Annotated in this window: 10 protein-coding genes; 2 read left to right on the plus strand and 8 right to left on the minus strand. The window is 39.6% G+C overall.

Annotation, left to right across the window (positions count from 1 at the left end; translation table 11 throughout):
* Positions 1-31: 31 nt before the first annotated feature.
* From AB5443_RS21625 to nadA, 7 genes are all read right to left on the minus strand, one after another.
* Entirely contained in the window at positions 32-1,117 is a 1,086-nt protein-coding gene (locus AB5443_RS21625; protein ID WP_277130092.1) for an alginate lyase family protein, read from the minus strand.
* A gap of 21 nt (positions 1,118-1,138) precedes the next feature.
* Positions 1,139-1,870 (minus strand): hypothetical protein, encoded by a 732-nt coding sequence (locus tag AB5443_RS21630; protein ID WP_022138852.1) that lies wholly within the window; start codon positions 1,868-1,870, stop codon positions 1,139-1,141.
* 110 nt (positions 1,871-1,980) lie between these two features.
* Positions 1,981-3,672 carry a RagB/SusD family nutrient uptake outer membrane protein gene (locus AB5443_RS21635; protein WP_368114414.1) on the minus strand — a complete coding sequence of 564 codons (1,692 nt, stop codon included), beginning with the start codon at positions 3,670-3,672 and terminating at the stop codon, positions 1,981-1,983.
* A gap of 14 nt (positions 3,673-3,686) precedes the next feature.
* Positions 3,687-6,464, minus strand: a complete 2,778-nt coding sequence (locus AB5443_RS21640) for a SusC/RagA family TonB-linked outer membrane protein (protein WP_368114415.1) — start codon at positions 6,462-6,464, stop codon at positions 3,687-3,689.
* A gap of 43 nt (positions 6,465-6,507) precedes the next feature.
* Positions 6,508-8,346 (minus strand): RagB/SusD family nutrient uptake outer membrane protein, encoded by a 1,839-nt coding sequence (locus AB5443_RS21645; RefSeq protein WP_277130082.1) that lies wholly within the window; start codon positions 8,344-8,346, stop codon positions 6,508-6,510.
* Between the two features lie 20 nt (positions 8,347-8,366).
* Positions 8,367-11,540 carry a TonB-dependent receptor gene (locus AB5443_RS21650; RefSeq protein WP_277130080.1) on the minus strand — a complete coding sequence of 1,058 codons (3,174 nt, stop codon included), beginning with the start codon at positions 11,538-11,540 and terminating at the stop codon, positions 8,367-8,369.
* A gap of 465 nt (positions 11,541-12,005) precedes the next feature.
* On the minus strand, positions 12,006-12,944 hold the full coding sequence (gene nadA, locus AB5443_RS21655; protein ID WP_277130077.1) for a quinolinate synthase NadA: 939 nt from the start codon (positions 12,942-12,944) through the stop codon (positions 12,006-12,008).
* Between the two features lie 489 nt (positions 12,945-13,433).
* Here nadA and AB5443_RS21660 point away from each other — a divergent pair, with 489 nt between their 5' ends.
* A complete protein-coding gene (locus AB5443_RS21660; protein ID WP_277130075.1) occupies positions 13,434-13,961 on the plus strand; it encodes an RNA methyltransferase in 528 nt (175 codons plus the stop codon).
* A gap of 361 nt (positions 13,962-14,322) precedes the next feature.
* Here AB5443_RS21660 and AB5443_RS21665 read toward each other — a convergent pair whose 3' ends face one another.
* Entirely contained in the window at positions 14,323-14,901 is a 579-nt protein-coding gene (locus AB5443_RS21665) for a DUF4294 domain-containing protein (RefSeq protein ID WP_175630505.1), read from the minus strand.
* 145 nt (positions 14,902-15,046) lie between these two features.
* Here AB5443_RS21665 and AB5443_RS21670 point away from each other — a divergent pair, with 145 nt between their 5' ends.
* Positions 15,047-17,065: a helix-hairpin-helix domain-containing protein gene (locus AB5443_RS21670; RefSeq protein WP_368114416.1), complete on the plus strand. Its 2,019-nt coding sequence runs from the start codon at positions 15,047-15,049 to the stop codon at positions 17,063-17,065.
* The last annotated feature ends 61 nt before the right edge of the window (positions 17,066-17,126 follow it).

Consider the following 17,126-nt stretch of genomic DNA (forward strand, 5'->3'; position numbering starts at 1 on the left):
TCTACTTTCAGCACATAAACAGGTACAATTATCAATACCAACGTAAAGAACTTAATCCCAATTTTAAAGAAACATCCGGATTACGTTTATAATGATCTAATACCTCTTTAAGTTCCTTATCTATTTCGTACAATTCATCGACTACATACAAAGTCCCCGACGGATTGTAAGCTTTATTGTAATCCGAACGTTTCTTGTCCGGTTCATATTCTGTACCTACAAATTCAAGGTGGGTATATTTCCTGGAATCCAGCAGGAACGGTTTCCAAAAAACTACACTATTCCGGATAGAAGCTCCCCAATGTACATCCTTTGTATAAAAAGCAGCAGCCGCTTCGTAACCTTCACACATCGCTGTCAGATGACAAAGACGGGCGAAAAACAATAAATCATAAGCATGATAAGCAAAAGCGTCACGACCGAGCAGATCCGTAGTCGTCCCGTTAGGAAACAGATTACCCTTCACCCAATTATCATACGAGGAACGGAATTTATCCACTATCGCATCATCTTCCAATACCGTGCCAAACAGATAGAACTGATACAACAGACAAGTCCCCCAATTATTGACTCTCAAGTCATTATCCTTAATAAAAACTTCCGCCCTCTTTCGTATCCAAGTATCAATCAGTACCCGATCAGACTGATCGATCACTTTACGAATCAATGAATAGCCTTCGACGGCACTATTATATGATTCTTCATGAATATTTCTTTTCGACAAAGCAACATTGATTTCAGACCATGCTTTCAGATATTCAACTGCTTTATTCAAATACGTCTTATCCTGAGTAAAAGCATACGCCAGGCATAACTGATAAATGGATTTCATCTCATTGCTGATATCTACATTATTCGGGTTTTCATCTATAGACTTAACCGGAGTTGCCTTCCGGTCGCTCTCCACTATTTTTTTGCTCGGATTTTCTATCTGTTTGACATACCAGTTCATTGGAAAAGTAGTATTATCGGCCTTCTCCAATGCTGTTTTCACTTTATCATAACTTTCACGTGCAAGCACAGCATTCGGAAACATTTTATCCACATCCGAATTTTGAGCCTTCACGCAAGATATTCCCCATAATAACATACATAATATAAACCATTTATCTTTCATTTTTTTGTTCTCCTCCCGTTATTATAAAATTTCAATATCATCTATGTAACATTTGTACTTATTTTCTTCAGCCAAAGTGACTCCTGAACCATATGTAGGCAGAATAACTATGCCTGCTATACCATTCTTCAATTGTGTAGCGGCAGCACTGTATTCACTTTTACTGAAAGTAAATGTATACTTCTTCCATATTCCTTCTTCTTTAAACTCAACCGACGAATTGGTTAACAAAACCCCTTCTTCCTGCTCGTAATCATTCACCGAATTAAATCTTCCTATCAGTTTAACTCCCAACTGCTGGAAAACAGCTTTGGAAGTACCTTTCCAGGTTTCCTTCCCTATCACATTGACAGGTTGGTAAACCCGAAAACGGATTCCTTTTAGTTCATCCATATGTACCGTTTCGGAAAAACGGAATTTTAAACCGTAGTTCCGGGCTTCCATTGAAGTGTACTCCAACACTTTGGAAGACATATTTTCTTCACCTTTCACCGGATTATCTATCACCACGTGAGAATATGCCCAACGTGGGTAATAATCATCCATTTTACTATTACCCGAATTACCATATCGAAAGAAATAGGGAGTTGTATCGTATGTCTCAAAGTCAGCAAACAAAGTTCCTTTATCGGGAAGCGGCTCTTCTTTATCATCCTTTCCTTCGGTAGAACCAACCGCAGGATTATCGCTCGAACATGCTATAACAAGTCCCCATAATGCGATAAAAAAAACATTATATCTACATTTCATCATTCACTTTAGATTTTAGTTAATGCCGGAAATTCATGTTTTAAATATAATGAGGGTGCCTTTCCCTTGAAGTGACACCCTCATCATCCTATGTCCGTTATCTCATTCCGACTCTACCAACCCGTGTTCTGTACCAGTTTATGGTTTTTGAAAAGTTCGGTGTTCGCAATCGGATAGAAATACATTTTATCCTGAATATTGTAAGTAGCATGCAGAGCTTTCGTATATTGAAGAGTACCGTCAGTTTGCTTGACTACTTTCACTTTATAAATATTCTGCATATCATCTAATTCTTTCCATCGACGAAGATCCCAGAAACGCTGTCCTTCGAATGCAAATTCCACACGACGTTCATTTTTCAGCCTCTTCAAGAAAGCGTCTTTACTCATGTCAGCAGGATAAGCCGGCATCTTCACATCTCCACGATTACGTACCTGATTGACTGCATCACGTGCACTCAGATTATAAGAGCCTGCATAGTCGGGATCACCATAAGCATTTACCATCGCTTCTGCATAGTTCAACAGGATTTCCGCATAGCGGAATAAAATCCAGTTATGCTGCTGGCTCGTGGTAGTCTCACCCGGTTCAAAAGTGACACTGTTGTTCACATATTTTCTCAAGTAATATCCGGTAGTTGTGGCATTTTTAATGGGCAGACCGTTCTTGCCACCTTCAAAGACCTCTACAGGAGTCGTTTTGGGCCATTCCATACCATTATATACAACAGTCATTCCCAAACGCGGATCACGGTTCGCATACGGGTTTTCAACCATTTCCGCATTACTCCAGTCAAAAGCCGTACCATCCGTCATTTCATAGGCACTTACCAGATTTTCTGTCGGACAAGTGGTAGTAGAACCATTGGTAACACCCATCGGAAAGTTGGCAGATTCAAAACTTGTACTTGCTCCCGTAGGACGGCACATGATAACTTCTTTACTTTGGTTATTGGTAGCACCGTATAAATTGGAATATTTCGCATCCAGGCTATATCCCAAAGTAGTTGACTCATTAATAAGATCATATGCTGCCTGAGCGGCATTCTTCCATTTCTGCGTATCATCGGCAGAATACAAAGGGCTGGCAAGATACAAGGATGCACGAGACTTCAATGCAAGAGCCATGCCTTTAGTGGCACGTTGCAAGTTACCTTCTCCACCAGGCATATTATTATAATTAGCAGGCAATTTGTTATTAGCCAAATCAGTACATTCACTGATGACGAAGTTCAGGATAGTAGCTGCATCCGAAGGTTCTGCTTCGTTGGCTTCTTCCTGTGTCAGTGTATTGGTTATCAGAGGTATATTCTGATAACGTTTCACCAGTTCAAAGTAATAGAATGCACGCAGGAAACGAACTTCATGCTCGTAATTCAGGTAACTTTTATAATCATCGGCAAAACCATCGGAATATTTCCATTCGTCGAATGTCAGTCCGACACAGTTTTCGAGATAAAAATTAGCATCATGGATAGCGTTGTAGTAAGTACCGAATACGTCATTGACCGTATAATTGGCTGACCACGTACCATTGACAAACCGTTGGATAGCAGATGATTCGTAAACATGGATAGCATCATCCGTAGCTGCGTCTTGCATAGCTCCTGATGTATTGCAGAAGTCATGCGGCAAATAACTATATACCTGTGTAGCCAGTTGTTTCACACGGTCCATGTTATCCAGAATTTGTTGCTTTGAATAGTAATCTGTTTCGCCGCAATCCATAAAATCACAAGCTGTGTACAGAGGAGCGGATGCAACCGCAAGCAACAAGGCAATATGTTTGATTTTAAAATACTTCATGTTCATTTTACTTTTTAGAATGATAAGTTAACACCAAAAGTATACTGAGTCATGGTCGGATGATTTGTTCCGATATTTTCAGGATCTAATACTTTAATCTTATCTACACAGAAAAGATCGTGACCGCGTGCAAAGACTTTGGCACTTTTGATGAATTTACTCTTTCTCATCATTTCCTGTGAAAAATTGTAATAAAGTTCCAGTGTGCGCAATTTCATATAAGACGCATCAGCCACCCACAAGGAGTTAGTCGTATAGTTATTGGCAGAACCTTCTGAAGTCAGACGAGGATATTTAGCATTCGGAGTATCCGGAGTCCAACGGTTGTTATAATATTCGGTGGAGATAGTGCTGTTACTAATCAAAGGCCAATATACGCTTGAAGTGTTCAGAAGACGGCTCTGATTTCCCGTTCCCTGGAACAAGGCATAGATACCGAAACCTTTATATTCCAGATTCAAGTCGAATGAATAATAGATTTCCGGCATAGCACTGTATCCTAAAGCTACCTGATCATAAGCGTCGATAACTCCATCATTGTTCTGGTCTTTATACTTTAAATCACCCGGACGAACATCTGAAAGGTTCTGTTTGACACCGCGGTTGTCAATCTCTTCCTGACTCTGATAAATACCTTCCACTTCATAACCGAAGAATTGTCCCAAACGCTTGCCTGTACGCTTCAAGTAATCATGAGGACGGTATTCTTCGTTCTGGTTAATAATCTTGTTACGGTTAAAAGTCAGCATACCGCCAATCTGATAATTAAAATCACCAATTTTATCTGCCCAGCGTATGCTTGTTTCTACTCCATAGCTATTTACAACACCATTATTGATTTTGGGAGCTGTCAAGCCAAATATAGAGGATACAGTATTATCTCCACTAACAAGAATATCCGTACGATGATCGTAAAAACCGTCGATGGTGACAGACAGTTTGTTGAAAGCCATGAAATCAAATCCTACATTCAATTTGTGGGACTTCTCGTAAGTCATATCGGTGATACCCAGTTGAGTGATTTTCAGACCACTAATACTCGCCGGATTTTTTCCGAAATAATAACTACCTCCTGTTCCGTACACATCAAGATAAAGATCAGTACCATAATCAGCACGTCCGGCGATACCGTAAGAAGCACGAAGTTTCAACAGGTTCAACCAATCATTTTTCAAAGCAGTTTCTTCTGACATAATCCATGCGGCACCCACTGAGGGGAAGATTCCCCATCTATGTCCCGGTTCCAGAATACTGGCGGCAGAACCGGATAAAGACGCATCCAGCACGTAACGGTGATCATACACATAGTGGGCCTGTGCCACTACATCCATAAATGCTTTCGAGTTATTCTGTCCCTTGGCATTCGTTTTATCCATATTGTATTGCAGGGTTGCGACCAGACTATGCTTATTCCAGTCCTTGGCATAGTTAGCATAAGCACCGAAGTTGAAATGATTGACTGAAGACCCGACACTCTTACTGAATGAAAGAGAACCTTCATTACGTATAGTGTTATAGGCAGTTTCTCCGGTTTCCCAATTCATCGTTGCCTGTTCATACCCGAAATTCATGGTATTGTTGTCCCAATAAGAAGCACTATTGTCCAAACCTACCTGAAAACCTGCCGACAATCCTTTCACAAGGGCACTTAAATCCTGATTCAGTTTCATATCAGCATACATATTACGGGTTTGAGAACGTGCATAGCCTCTACCGGAAATACTTGCAATCGGATTATTGGAATATACGGTTGTACCACCCCATACATTGTGAGACGTTTTTATAGGAAATGCTCCAGAGGGAACCTGATACAATGAACTAAAGATGTTTGATGTCGTTTCTCCCGGACGGTTATGTTCGGAAAAATTCCCAAACAGGTTCAGTTGTACAGTAGTCGTAGGACTGACAGTGATATCCAAATTGGTACGAATATTCAGTTTTGAGTATTTGAATTGGGTGGAGTAACCGTCATTATCACTTGTTGGTTTCAATATACCATTGTCATTCAGATAATTCAACTGGGTAAAATAACGTACAAATTCTCCACCACCTCTTGCAGAGAAAGTTACATTATTTCCGTAGCTATGGTCGCGTAATGCTTCGTCCCACCAGTCTACATTCGGATACACATCCGGATTACTCTGAGTTCTGAAAGCTTCCAACTCTTTAGCCGAATAACGTGCCGATAATCCGTCATTGGTCAACCCTTCATTCAAAGCTTTAGCATAAGTGTATCCGTCGACAAATTCCGGCAGACGTTGTGGTGTAGCCATATTAAACTGGTAAGAGAAATTAATCTCCGGTTTGCCCGTCTTTCCACGTTTTGTTTTCACCAAAATAACACCGTTAGCTCCCTTCATTCCGTAGAGAGCCGTAGAAGCTGCATCTTTAAGAACAGTGACAGACTCTATTTCATCAGCACTTATTTGATCGAGTGAACGTTCAAAACCATCTACCAATACCAATGGTGTAGTAGAACTGCTGGTTCCATATCCGCGTACTCTCAATGTTGCAGCGTCATCCCAGGCATTACCGGAATTTTGCAGCACTTGCAATCCGGGAATCAAGCCATAAAGCATATTAGAGTTGTTGATACTCTTCTTATGCGAAAGTTCTTCCTCACTTGCTACCGCAGTTGCCGTAGTCGATTCTTTCAGATTGAAAGAAATGCCGCGTCCATACTCTATAGCCACTTTACTTTTGCGTGCAAACAAGCTGTCCTGTTCCTGGGCTACAATAGTTACCGGCGAACACAACATACACGCTACTAATAACTTGATACTTTTTCTCATGAGTATATTGTTATTTCTATTTTCTGTTAATATCATTAATTAATTATTCCCAACCCGGATTCTGAACGAGGCCATATCCTTTATTAACCTCTTTAGAAGGGAACGCACTCAGACACCATCTAGGTTCAAAACCACCATTCCACCATACGCGGGTGTATTTTGTCAGTTCAAACGGTACAAGCTTATATTCGCCTGTATCTTTATGTTTGTACACGTGCAAACCATGTAGCTTCCTTTCAAAGACATCGTAAAGTTTCCAGCGAATTAAGTCAAAGAAGCGAACTTCCTCATACCCAAATTCACACGCACGTTCACGTAAGAGAGCTTCGCGGAATTCAGTCTGTCCCAATCCTTTTTTAAGCCCTGGCAAATTCACGCGGGCACGTACTTTATCAACAGCATCATATGCCTGTGTATTCGGAGCACCGTAATATTCATTCAATGCTTCTGCATAACTAAGGTAAACTTCCGGCAATCGTAAAAATGGCCATTGAATAGGACGATTCTGCCAGGATGAGTTACGGTCTAATCCCCATTTACGACATGCCAACCCTGTTGCCAAGCTCAACTCATGCATTTGTCCGGCTTTCCAGTCTTGTCCTTGCGGATAATTTTCTCCATCAGGCTCTGTCAAGCCGGCTTTACGCCCGTTGAAATCATCACCATCAAGAATAAATGTTTCATACAGACGCGGGTCACGATTCAAAAAAGGATTCTTTGCATGATCCGGATTATTCCAGTCAAAATCTGTACCGTCCGACATCTGGAACATATCAAAATATTCTTTTGTAGGACAATAGCCGCCCCAACGGATAGAATTACTCATTACAGAGTTTTTGGACGGACTCAATATACCTCTTCTGACAGAAATCAATGTTTCCGTAGTTCCACGATCAAAATATCCGCTAGTAAACGCCTGACGTTCAGTTGATGTACCATTATCTCCGGATTCAACCAATTTATAATACCCGTTGGAATTAAGAGCCGTGAAAAACTCTTCGCAGGCATCAATGGCAAGTTTCCAACGTTCTTTATCATAATTACCGAACCAAGTCATTAATTGTTCGGAAGCTTCTCCGTTATAATAAGGTTCTGTGTTATTGAATAACGGACTGGCTACAAATAAAAGTACTCGTGCTTTCAACGCCATAGCACCGGCTTTACACATTCGCCCGTCCCAATTATCCAAATCCGCATCCGAAACCCGCCAAGGAAAGTCCGGACAGTTGATAGCTTCATTTAATAATCCTACAATGAAATCTACTGTTGCCTGCAATGTAGAACGTCCCGGAAGATTGGTATCTTCAGGATCGATAGCATGATCCACGATTGGCAAACCACCATAGTGACGTAACATATGAGAATAGTAGACAGCCACAATCATCTTAGCTTCAGCTTTCAGACGTGATTTCTCCACAGCATCCATATCCGGCACACGATCTACATTTTCGTAAAATAGCCAGGCATGACGAATAGCTCCCCACATCCCGCTTTCATTATTATTGAAACGGATTTTTGTCGCCATATATGTACTTCTGGGCGTATCTTCTATAGAAGCGTTATAGTTACCACTGTAATATACCTTCATTACACCTGAATAGCCTACATTATCGTAGTTCAAGTCTGTTAAACCTTCCAATGTTCCGAGCCACATTTGTGTCCAGTAACCGGAAGTTTCTATTCCATAAGGAAGTGACTGATAACTCTTCCACAAGATACGGCGCGCATATTCTGCCGAAGAGAATATGGTATCAATGGTAACATCTGAACTTGGCGGCTTCTGCAGAAATTTGTCACCGAATGCCAAATCCTCACAAGAAACAGTTGTAAACAGAGATCCCATCAAAAGGATAGCATATAATAGTTTTCTTAATGATCTCATGATTTTTATTAATTAATTGATTAGAAACCGACTTTCAATCCCACATTCACCACTTTAATCAATGGATAAGCTGTTCCACTCGGATCACTTTCAGGATCAGACACCTTGAAACTGTCGAAAGTTAACAGGTTATATCCGGACATGAAGATGCGAAGCGAACCGATATGTGCTTTCTTCAATAAAGAACTCGGGAATGAATATCCTACTTCAATATTCTTCAAACGAACATAAGAGGCATCTCTCAACCAAAGGTCAGAATCCTGATAGTTGTGAGATTTACTCTTGAATGAAAGTGACGGCGCTTTAGCCGAATTGCCTTTTTCCGGAGTCCAGGCATCTTCAATCATATACTTCATAACAGCTGAGTTATTACTTTCTCCGAAAGGAACACGGTACATAGAACTCAACAAGCGTGAAGTCTTGAAAGCCCCGGCCCACGTCATGCTAAAATCAAATCCTTTCCATGAGAAACCCATATTCATACCTGCTGTATACAAAGGATATTTTGGATAGCCGATGTCACGAACATCTTTTTCATCAATTTGTCCGTCACCGTTCAAATCCTTGTATTTCACGTCACCCGCAAGAGGAATATAACCCGAACCCTGGTTGGCAATACCGTCTTCTTTACCTTTTAAGTTTTCATAGTTGGCCGCTTCTTCTGCTGTAAAATATCCGTCAAACACATAACCGAACTGTTGGCCTACCGGCTTACCTTCTGTTTGCATCCATTCATAAGGATAATGGATTTCATCAATGAATACGATTTTATTTTTAGCATATGAAAGGTTGGCTCCAATATAATAACGTACTTCGTTAATACGATCATCCCATTTCACATTAATTTCGTAACCTTTATTATCTACTTTACCGATATTGGCAATTGGAAGGCTGACAGCCAGATATCCGGGAGATACCGTACGAGACTTGAGGATATTTTTACGGTGTTCGATAAAGTAATCGAAGTTAACACTCAAATGATCTTTAAAGAATTTAGCATCAATACCATAGTTTTGCTTCTCTGATGTTTCCCATGTTACCTTCGGGTTACCTTTCTTAGATTCCGTAGCACCCGCAATAAGAGTTGACGTATTGGTTCCGAAACTATAATTTCCCGAACTAATCAAATATTTATCAGGTAAATACAAGAAACGAGAATAATCACTTACACGGTCATTACCCACAATACCGTAAGAACCACGGAATTTTAAATAAGTAACAAATTTCTTAACCGGCCGGAAGAAATTTTCTTCAGATACAATCCAACCGATAGAGCCGGCAGGGAATAAACCGAAACGTTGTCCTTCTGCAAAGTTCTCGGAACCATTGTAACCAACACTTGCATCCAGCAAATATCTGGTCTTGTAATCATAAGTGGCACGACCTACCAAACCAACGTAACTTCTCGGAATGCCAATGAATTCACTGGGACTGTTTCCTTCAAAAGGATAATAAGTCATGGATTGATTATACATAGCCAATGCTGAAACATGATGGTTACCAAAATCACGTTTGTAGTTAACGGCAGCTTCCAAATACCAGTTTCTTGACTGACCTGTACTTTCAGTATATCCAAGTTTTTGATAGTCCTGTGTCTTCTTATAAATTAATTCACCATCAGTATTGTAAATGGCTTCATATTTATTGGCACGTCCTTCACGACGTTTGGTGATAGTAACTCCACTGTTATAAGCACCTTTTACATGAGCTTGTAAACCCTTAGTCAGGAAGTCGAGCTTTTGTTCTAATTTGAAATCAAAATTCAAGGTATTCTGTGTACGATTGTTGTATCCCTTACCATAATATACATTCAAACCATCTGCATAATTACCCACCGAGAAAAGGTCCTGATCGGAAACAATCCATTTTCCATCTACAACTCCGGCACCTGCAAACGGAACAGCCGTATAAATATCACGGAACAAATACTTAAGGTCTGTATACGTACCATTATTATAATTAGGCTCCTGTTTATCATTCAAATAACCACCTAAGTTAACTTGCATAGAGGTTGTTTTTGTCACATCAACATCCATATTAATACGATAATTATAACGGTTGTATTTAAAACCTTTATCATTATCATTTTCTTCGAAAGTATTGAATAAGCCGTTCTGAGTAAATACACCCAACGAAGCAAAATATTTCACTCTTTCGGAACCTCCCGATATATTAAAATTATGTTGTGTCTGTAAAGCTGAATTCTTTATCAACATATCTGTCCAGCTAGTACTCGGATATACTAACGGATCACTATTTGTACGGAACTTCTCTACAATATCCGAAGAGAATGCCAGTTGGTCCTCAGATACACCATCATGAAGTTGAGCGTTATTGTAAGCAGTAGCATATTCATAGCTGTTTGCAAATTCAGGTACACGCGACGGCATTTGCCACGCAAAAGTAGTAGAGAAATTGACTTTCGCTTTTCCTTGTGTACCGCGTTTGGTGGTAACCAGAATAACACCATTAGCACCACGCACACCAAATACAGCTGTAGCAGAAGCATCTTTCAAAACAGTAATACTTTCTACTTCATTCGGATCTAACTGGAAAAAGGAACGTTCCACACCGTCAACCAACATCAAAGGCTGTGATAAGTCGGCGCTTAATGAACCAACACCGCGTACATACAATGTAGCATCGTCAGCACCCGGCTGACCACTGGATTGTACACTGGCAAGACCAGTAACTTTACCTGTCAATGCATTAGCCATACTTGCAACCGGAGATTTCAGCAATTCTTCATTATTAATAGAAGAAAGAGCACCGGTAACAGTTACTTTTTTTTGTGAACCATATGCAATAACCTGCACTTCCTGAAGTTCCTGAACATTCTCATTTAAATGGATTTTCAGGTTTCTTTCTCCTTTATAATGGATTTCTTTATTTTCATATCCAATATAAGAAACCATAATAGTAGCTCCTACTGGAACTTTCAGCTTGAAATTACCATCTACATCAGTAATTACCCCCGCACTCATACCTTTTACTATAACAGTTGCTCCAATCACCGGACCTAAATTATCAGTAACGATACCAGAGACCTCAATTACCTTTTTTTGCTGTGCTACATTTTGGCTCATCGGAAAGAAAATAGTTTCCGTTGAAAAAGCCGCTTGCCCTACAGACAATGTGGCTACCAATAGCCATATTCTACAAGGTATTTTCATAGAACTGACTCGTCTTTTCATACGCTTTTAATTTTTTAGTAGTTAATAAATGAATAAAGGTTAATAACAGAATACGTGTCATGTCAAATACTTAATAGATTCTTACTACTGATGGTAAGCGAATTGTTGAATGTCTTTTCATACGTAATAGATTTTATTGTTGTTTAACTTTCCGCTTCAAAGAACGCGTTTTATTTTAAATAACATCTGTTAGAATTTTCCTTTATAACAGCACAAATTGTATGCGGAAGATTCATATTGTATATGGACAATTTATATCAGCCCTGTAACTTTCATTATAAATAACTGATTATAAGGATAAATATATGCAAAGACAAGGAAGATGTGGTGTTTACTAAAATACAAATACGCCTATTACTGATATAAATGTGTCATCCTTACCTTTTTTTACAAGGTAGTTATAAAAAAATGAGGCTGTTTCAAAATGCATTTGAAACAGCCTGCTCATTATATATTTTCAAGACTCTACAATCCCAATTCTGCTGAAATCTCAAGCATCCGTTGAATCGGCTTCACAGCCTTCTCTGCCACTTCAGGATCTACCGTAATCTCCGGTGACTCATTCTTCAGACACTCATACAGCTTCTCCAGCGTATTCAACCGCATAAAGCTACATTCATTGCATCCGCATGTACTATCGTTCGGTGGGGCAGGGATAAACGTTGTCTGCGGACACTTCTTCTGCATCTCATGTAAGATACCCGATTCAGTAGCTACGATATACGTATTTTCAGGATGGTTCACGGCATACTTCAACAGAGCAGCCGTAGAGCCTACTACGTCAGCCAGTTTCAATACCGTGCTCTTACATTCGGGATGAGCCAACACCAATGCTTCGGGATGTTGCGCTTTCAGTTCTACAATCTTTTCAACCGAGAACTGTTCATGCACATGGCAGGCTCCGTCCCAAAGAAGCATATTCCTGTTCGTAACTGAGTTGATATAATTACCCAGATTCCTGTCCGGGCCAAAGATTATTTTCTCATCTTTGGGAAAGCTTTCCACGATCTGCTTCGCATTGGTGGAAGTCACCACCACATCTGTCACTGCTTTCACCGCAGCCGTCGTATTGACATACGAAATAACAGTGTGCCCCGGATGCTCTTTGACAAACTGCGCAAACTTGTCCGCCGGACAACTGTCCGCCAATGAACAGCCTGCCGCCATATCGGGAACCAGTACTTTCTTTCCCGGACAGAGTACCTTAGCCGTCTCACCCATAAAATGAACGCCGCACATCACAATAATGTCCGCTTCCGTTTTCGCCGCCCATTGAGCCAATGCCAGACTGTCGCCAACGAAATCGGCGATGTCTTGTATTTCACCCTTCTGGTAGTAGTGACCCAGAATGATTGCATTCTTTTCTTTCTTCAGCTCGTTTATAGCTTTTATTAGTTCATTCATTATAATATTCTTTTTCCTTCTTTTAAAAAAAATCCTTTGTTAGTGATGATAGCCTGTTAATAATGTTAGCAAATAAATACGATTTTTCTTGCCGGATAAGTTATTAGTCCATGTTTCTGCTTTATGAGTCGGTTATGAACTGATATAAAGAAGAAATATCCTATCCTACTCGCTTCATTATCAATGAAAGCACCATCAAATGGGAGTTTGCTATTAACTCCCTGTTGATAAAGTGCAAAGTTAAAAACTTTATGGATATAAACAGTCAGATAAGTGCTGAAAAATATGTTGATGTCTGTGTAGAAAGTTTTGGGTTAGTTTTTTGGAATGTTCATAACGAAGCCCTCTTATACCTTCTTTTGAATAATACAAGAATTATTTTTCAAAATCTTTGCCGATAGTTTTGACAGGTTTTAAACCGTTATCAACACCTCTGTTAACAGAAAAGAACTACCTTTGCACACATGAACATAATAAAAGAAAAGACGTATGCGTAAACTGAAAATAACAGAGCTGAACCGTATCAGTGTCGAAGAGTTCAAACAGGTTGAAAAACTGCCCCTGGTGGTAGTGTTGGACGATATTCGTAGTTTGCACAATATCGGTTCTGTGTTCCGTACATCGGATGCATTCCGCATTGAATGTATCTATCTGTGTGGCATTACGGCTACCCCGCCACACCCCGAAATGCATAAGACTGCTCTAGGTGCTGAGTTCACTGTCGACTGGAAGTATGTTAATAACGCTGTTGATGCTGTTGATAACCTCAAAAATGAAGGATATATCGTGTATTCCGTAGAACAGGCGGAAGGAAGTATCATGTTAGATGAACTGGAACTGGATAAGACTAAAAAGTACGCTATCGTAATGGGAAATGAGGTTAAAGGGGTGCAGCAAGAGGTTATCAACCATTCGGATGGCTGTATAGAGATTCCCCAATACGGAACAAAACACTCTTTGAATGTCTCCGTAACTACCGGTATTGTGATTTGGGATTTGTTTAAAAAGCTACATTAATAGGCATACAGGATTGGTTAATAAGTTGTTTATAACGAGTTAATAGCTTAGTTAATTTGCTAATAATCAATAGTTATGTATTGTTTATAACTATACAAGTTCATATAGATTCAATAGTTGTTGAGCAGTTATTATTATAGTTGTTAATAGCCCGTTTCTAGGCTGTTAATACTTGAGTTCTCAACTATTAATACTTATCATGTAGGCTATTACTACTTGACAACTCAAGCATTAACTTCTGAGAAAGCAGAAATTAATACCTTGCGAGAAGCCTGTTAACGCTTGAAGTGATAACCAGTATGGTTTGAGTAGTTGATAAATTGGTTTGTAGTGCTGATAAACTTATAAATCCTTGTCTATTTTAGATTTGTCCATTCTCCACTAGCAGTACTACACGTTCCGTTAGTTTATCTTCGCCTTCCGGGTCATATTCTTTTTTCAGACTGGCACCGAACAGCGCAGCGAATGTCTGGTAGAATCCGGCTTTAAAAGGTCCCATAAATGCTTTTACCAGTTCATAACTGGTAGAATTACTTTGACGGTCTATTAATTTAATCAACAGTTTTCCCTGTGTAAAAGAGAGTTTTTTCATTCGGGGAGTATATTGTTCTTTCAGACCTTTTTCCACCCGTTTGATATGTTTCTGACGAGCCTTCTCATTGGGTAAAGTTTGTAGATATTCGTAAGTTTCAATAATAGCCTGGTTAATTTCTTTTGATATGGGATATACCTTTTTTACATTCCGTACCAGTCGGTAGTATTCCTGGCGTTCCTTTTCGTTCTTGAACTTTAGCGGGCGGAAGATGTACACAGTTCTTAACTGAACACATGGAATCGTATCTCCATTATAGATACACATCGGAACCAAGTATCCATTAATGCTTTGCTTTTCCTGAGCCTGTACATGCAGTGTACAGCAAACAATAGCAAACAGTGTCATTATTACTATGTTAAGCCTTCTTTTCACGATACAAAAATAGGATTAAAATTTTATTATTTGGTCTTTTCACAAAGATGTTAACCTATTTAAAGTATCTTTGCGCCCTTGCTCATAAAGTTACAGCAAGATAATACACACTTTATTGATGAAAACTACTCAACTTATCCGGTTGATAAGTATTATAAACAGCCTGTTCATAATTCCTGCTTGTAGTGCTCAAAACCCTACTGAAAGTCTTTTAGAAGATGTTCTTGAAGATTTATCTGTTAATAACGATATTGATAACTCTGTTAATACCCTGAATTGGGAAAATGAACTGGAAGAACTTTCCATCCGTTTGCAAGAACCGGTTAATCTGAATGCCGCCACCCGTGCACAACTCGAACAATTTTCTTTTTTGAGCGATATTCAAATTGAGCACTTATTGGCGTACATTTATATACATGGACAGATGCAAACCATTTATGAACTTCAGTTAATAGAGGATATGGATAGGCAGACTATCCACTATTTATTGCCTTTTGTCTGCATAAAAGCTATTAACAATGAACCTGCATTTCGGTGGAAAACTATGTTGAAAAATGCGGGGAAGTATGGTAAGAATGAAGTGCTAACCCGCATGGATATACCGTTTTATAAGCGAAAAGGTTATGAACATACCTATCTAGGCCCTGCTGTTTATAACTCTGTTAAGTATAGTTTTCGATATAGTGACCAGCTCTATGCGGGAGTCGTTGTTGAGAAAGATGCGGGAGAACCTTTTGCCGCTTTGCACAATCGTTACGGATACGATTATTATTCTTTTTATTTGTTATTGAAAAACTGTGGGCGGTTGAAAGCATTGGCTGTTGGTAACTATCGGCTCAGTTTTGGTCAGGGTCTGGTAATTAGTACGGATTATCTGATGGGAAAGACAATTTATGCTTCCTCTTTCAACAATCGCAGCAGTGGGATAAAGAAACACTCTTCTACTGACGAATACAACTATTTTCGGGGGATAGCGGCTACTGTTGCTTTAGCAAAGCATTGGGACATATCTGGATTTTATTCACACCGTTCCTTGGACGGAGTGATAAAAGATGGAGAAATTACCTCTATCTACAAAACCGGACTGCACCGAAGCCGGAAAGAAGCAGATAAAAAGCACCTGTTCACATTACAATTGACAGGTGGAAACGTAAGTTATCAACAGAACTGTATCAGACTGGGTATCACCGGTATTTACTATGTTTTCAACCAACCTTATGAACCGGAATTAACAGGTTATTCCAAATATAATCTTCATGGGAATAATTTCTATAATTTAGGAATAGATTATGCTTATCGTTGGCATCGTTTTTCTTTTCAGGGAGAGACGGCAATAGGAAAACAAGGCTGGGTTTCTTTGAACCGTCTGCAATATTCACCGGTTCAGGATGTTCATCTCATGTTGATACACCGATTTTATTCCTATAATTATTGGGCGATGTTTGCCCATTCTTTCGGAGAAGGAAGCATGGCTCAAAATGAACAGGGATACTATTTAGGACTGGAAACCTCTCCTTTCGCCCATTGGAAATTCTTTGCTTCTTTCGACTTGTTTTCTTTTCCGTGGAAAAGATATCGGGTCAGTAAATCTTCCCGTGGAATGGACGGACTGATTCAAACCACTTTTACTCCGCGCACTAATCTCTCAATGGATTTGAAATATCGTTATAAACAAAAAGAACGTGACCTGACAGGAAGTAAAGGAACGCTAACGCTTCCTATTTTTCATCACCAATTTCGTTATCGTTTGAACTATTCTTTGGGAGATGTGTTAAGCAGTCGTACAACTTTAGATTATAATCATTTTCATTCTCAGGACAGAGCTGCTAATAAAGGATATCAGGTTACACAAATGATATCCTCCCAACTGCCTTGGGCCAGGCTGTTTGCTGACGTTCAGGGCAGTTACTTTTTTACAGACGATTATGACTCGCGTGTATATGCTTCGGAAAGCGGATTGCTTTATACGTTTTATACTCCGTCTTTTCAAGGTCGTGGATTCCGGTGTAGTATCCGTTTGAGATATGAACTGAACAAACACTTTCTATTGATAACCAAGTTTGGAGAAACCATTTATTTAGACCGGAATGAGATTGGTTCCGGCAATGATTTAATCTATGGAAGGGGACTTCTATAAATTAAATCCCTGATTATAAGTTGCATAAGCGGATAAAATGCTTATATTTGCAGAAACAGAC

This window comes from Bacteroides sp. RTP21281st1_H5_RTP21281_210402, assembly GCF_040918965.1.
GTDB lineage: Bacteria > Bacteroidota > Bacteroidia > Bacteroidales > Bacteroidaceae > Bacteroides > Bacteroides congonensis.

Excerpts from the sequence above, each read along its gene's own strand:
- AB5443_RS21670 (WP_368114416.1), top strand. The coding sequence starts at position 15,047 with ATGAAAACTACTCAACTTATCCGGTTGATAAGTATTATAAACAGCCTG.
- nadA (WP_277130077.1), bottom strand. The coding sequence starts at position 12,944 with ATGAATGAACTAATAAAAGCTATAAACGAGCTGAAGAAAGAAAAGAAT.
- AB5443_RS21640 (WP_368114415.1), bottom strand. The coding sequence starts at position 6,464 with ATGAGAAAAAGTATCAAGTTATTAGTAGCGTGTATGTTGTGTTCGCCG.
- AB5443_RS21635 (WP_368114414.1), bottom strand. The coding sequence starts at position 3,672 with ATGAAGTATTTTAAAATCAAACATATTGCCTTGTTGCTTGCGGTTGCA.
- AB5443_RS21630 (WP_022138852.1), bottom strand. The coding sequence starts at position 1,870 with ATGATGAAATGTAGATATAATGTTTTTTTTATCGCATTATGGGGACTT.
- AB5443_RS21625 (WP_277130092.1), bottom strand. The coding sequence starts at position 1,117 with ATGAAAGATAAATGGTTTATATTATGTATGTTATTATGGGGAATATCT.
- AB5443_RS21650 (WP_277130080.1), bottom strand. The coding sequence starts at position 11,540 with ATGAAAAGACGAGTCAGTTCTATGAAAATACCTTGTAGAATATGGCTA.
- AB5443_RS21665 (WP_175630505.1), bottom strand. The coding sequence starts at position 14,901 with ATGACACTGTTTGCTATTGTTTGCTGTACACTGCATGTACAGGCTCAG.
- AB5443_RS21660 (WP_277130075.1), top strand. The coding sequence starts at position 13,434 with ATGCGTAAACTGAAAATAACAGAGCTGAACCGTATCAGTGTCGAAGAG.
- AB5443_RS21645 (WP_277130082.1), bottom strand. The coding sequence starts at position 8,346 with ATGAGATCATTAAGAAAACTATTATATGCTATCCTTTTGATGGGATCT.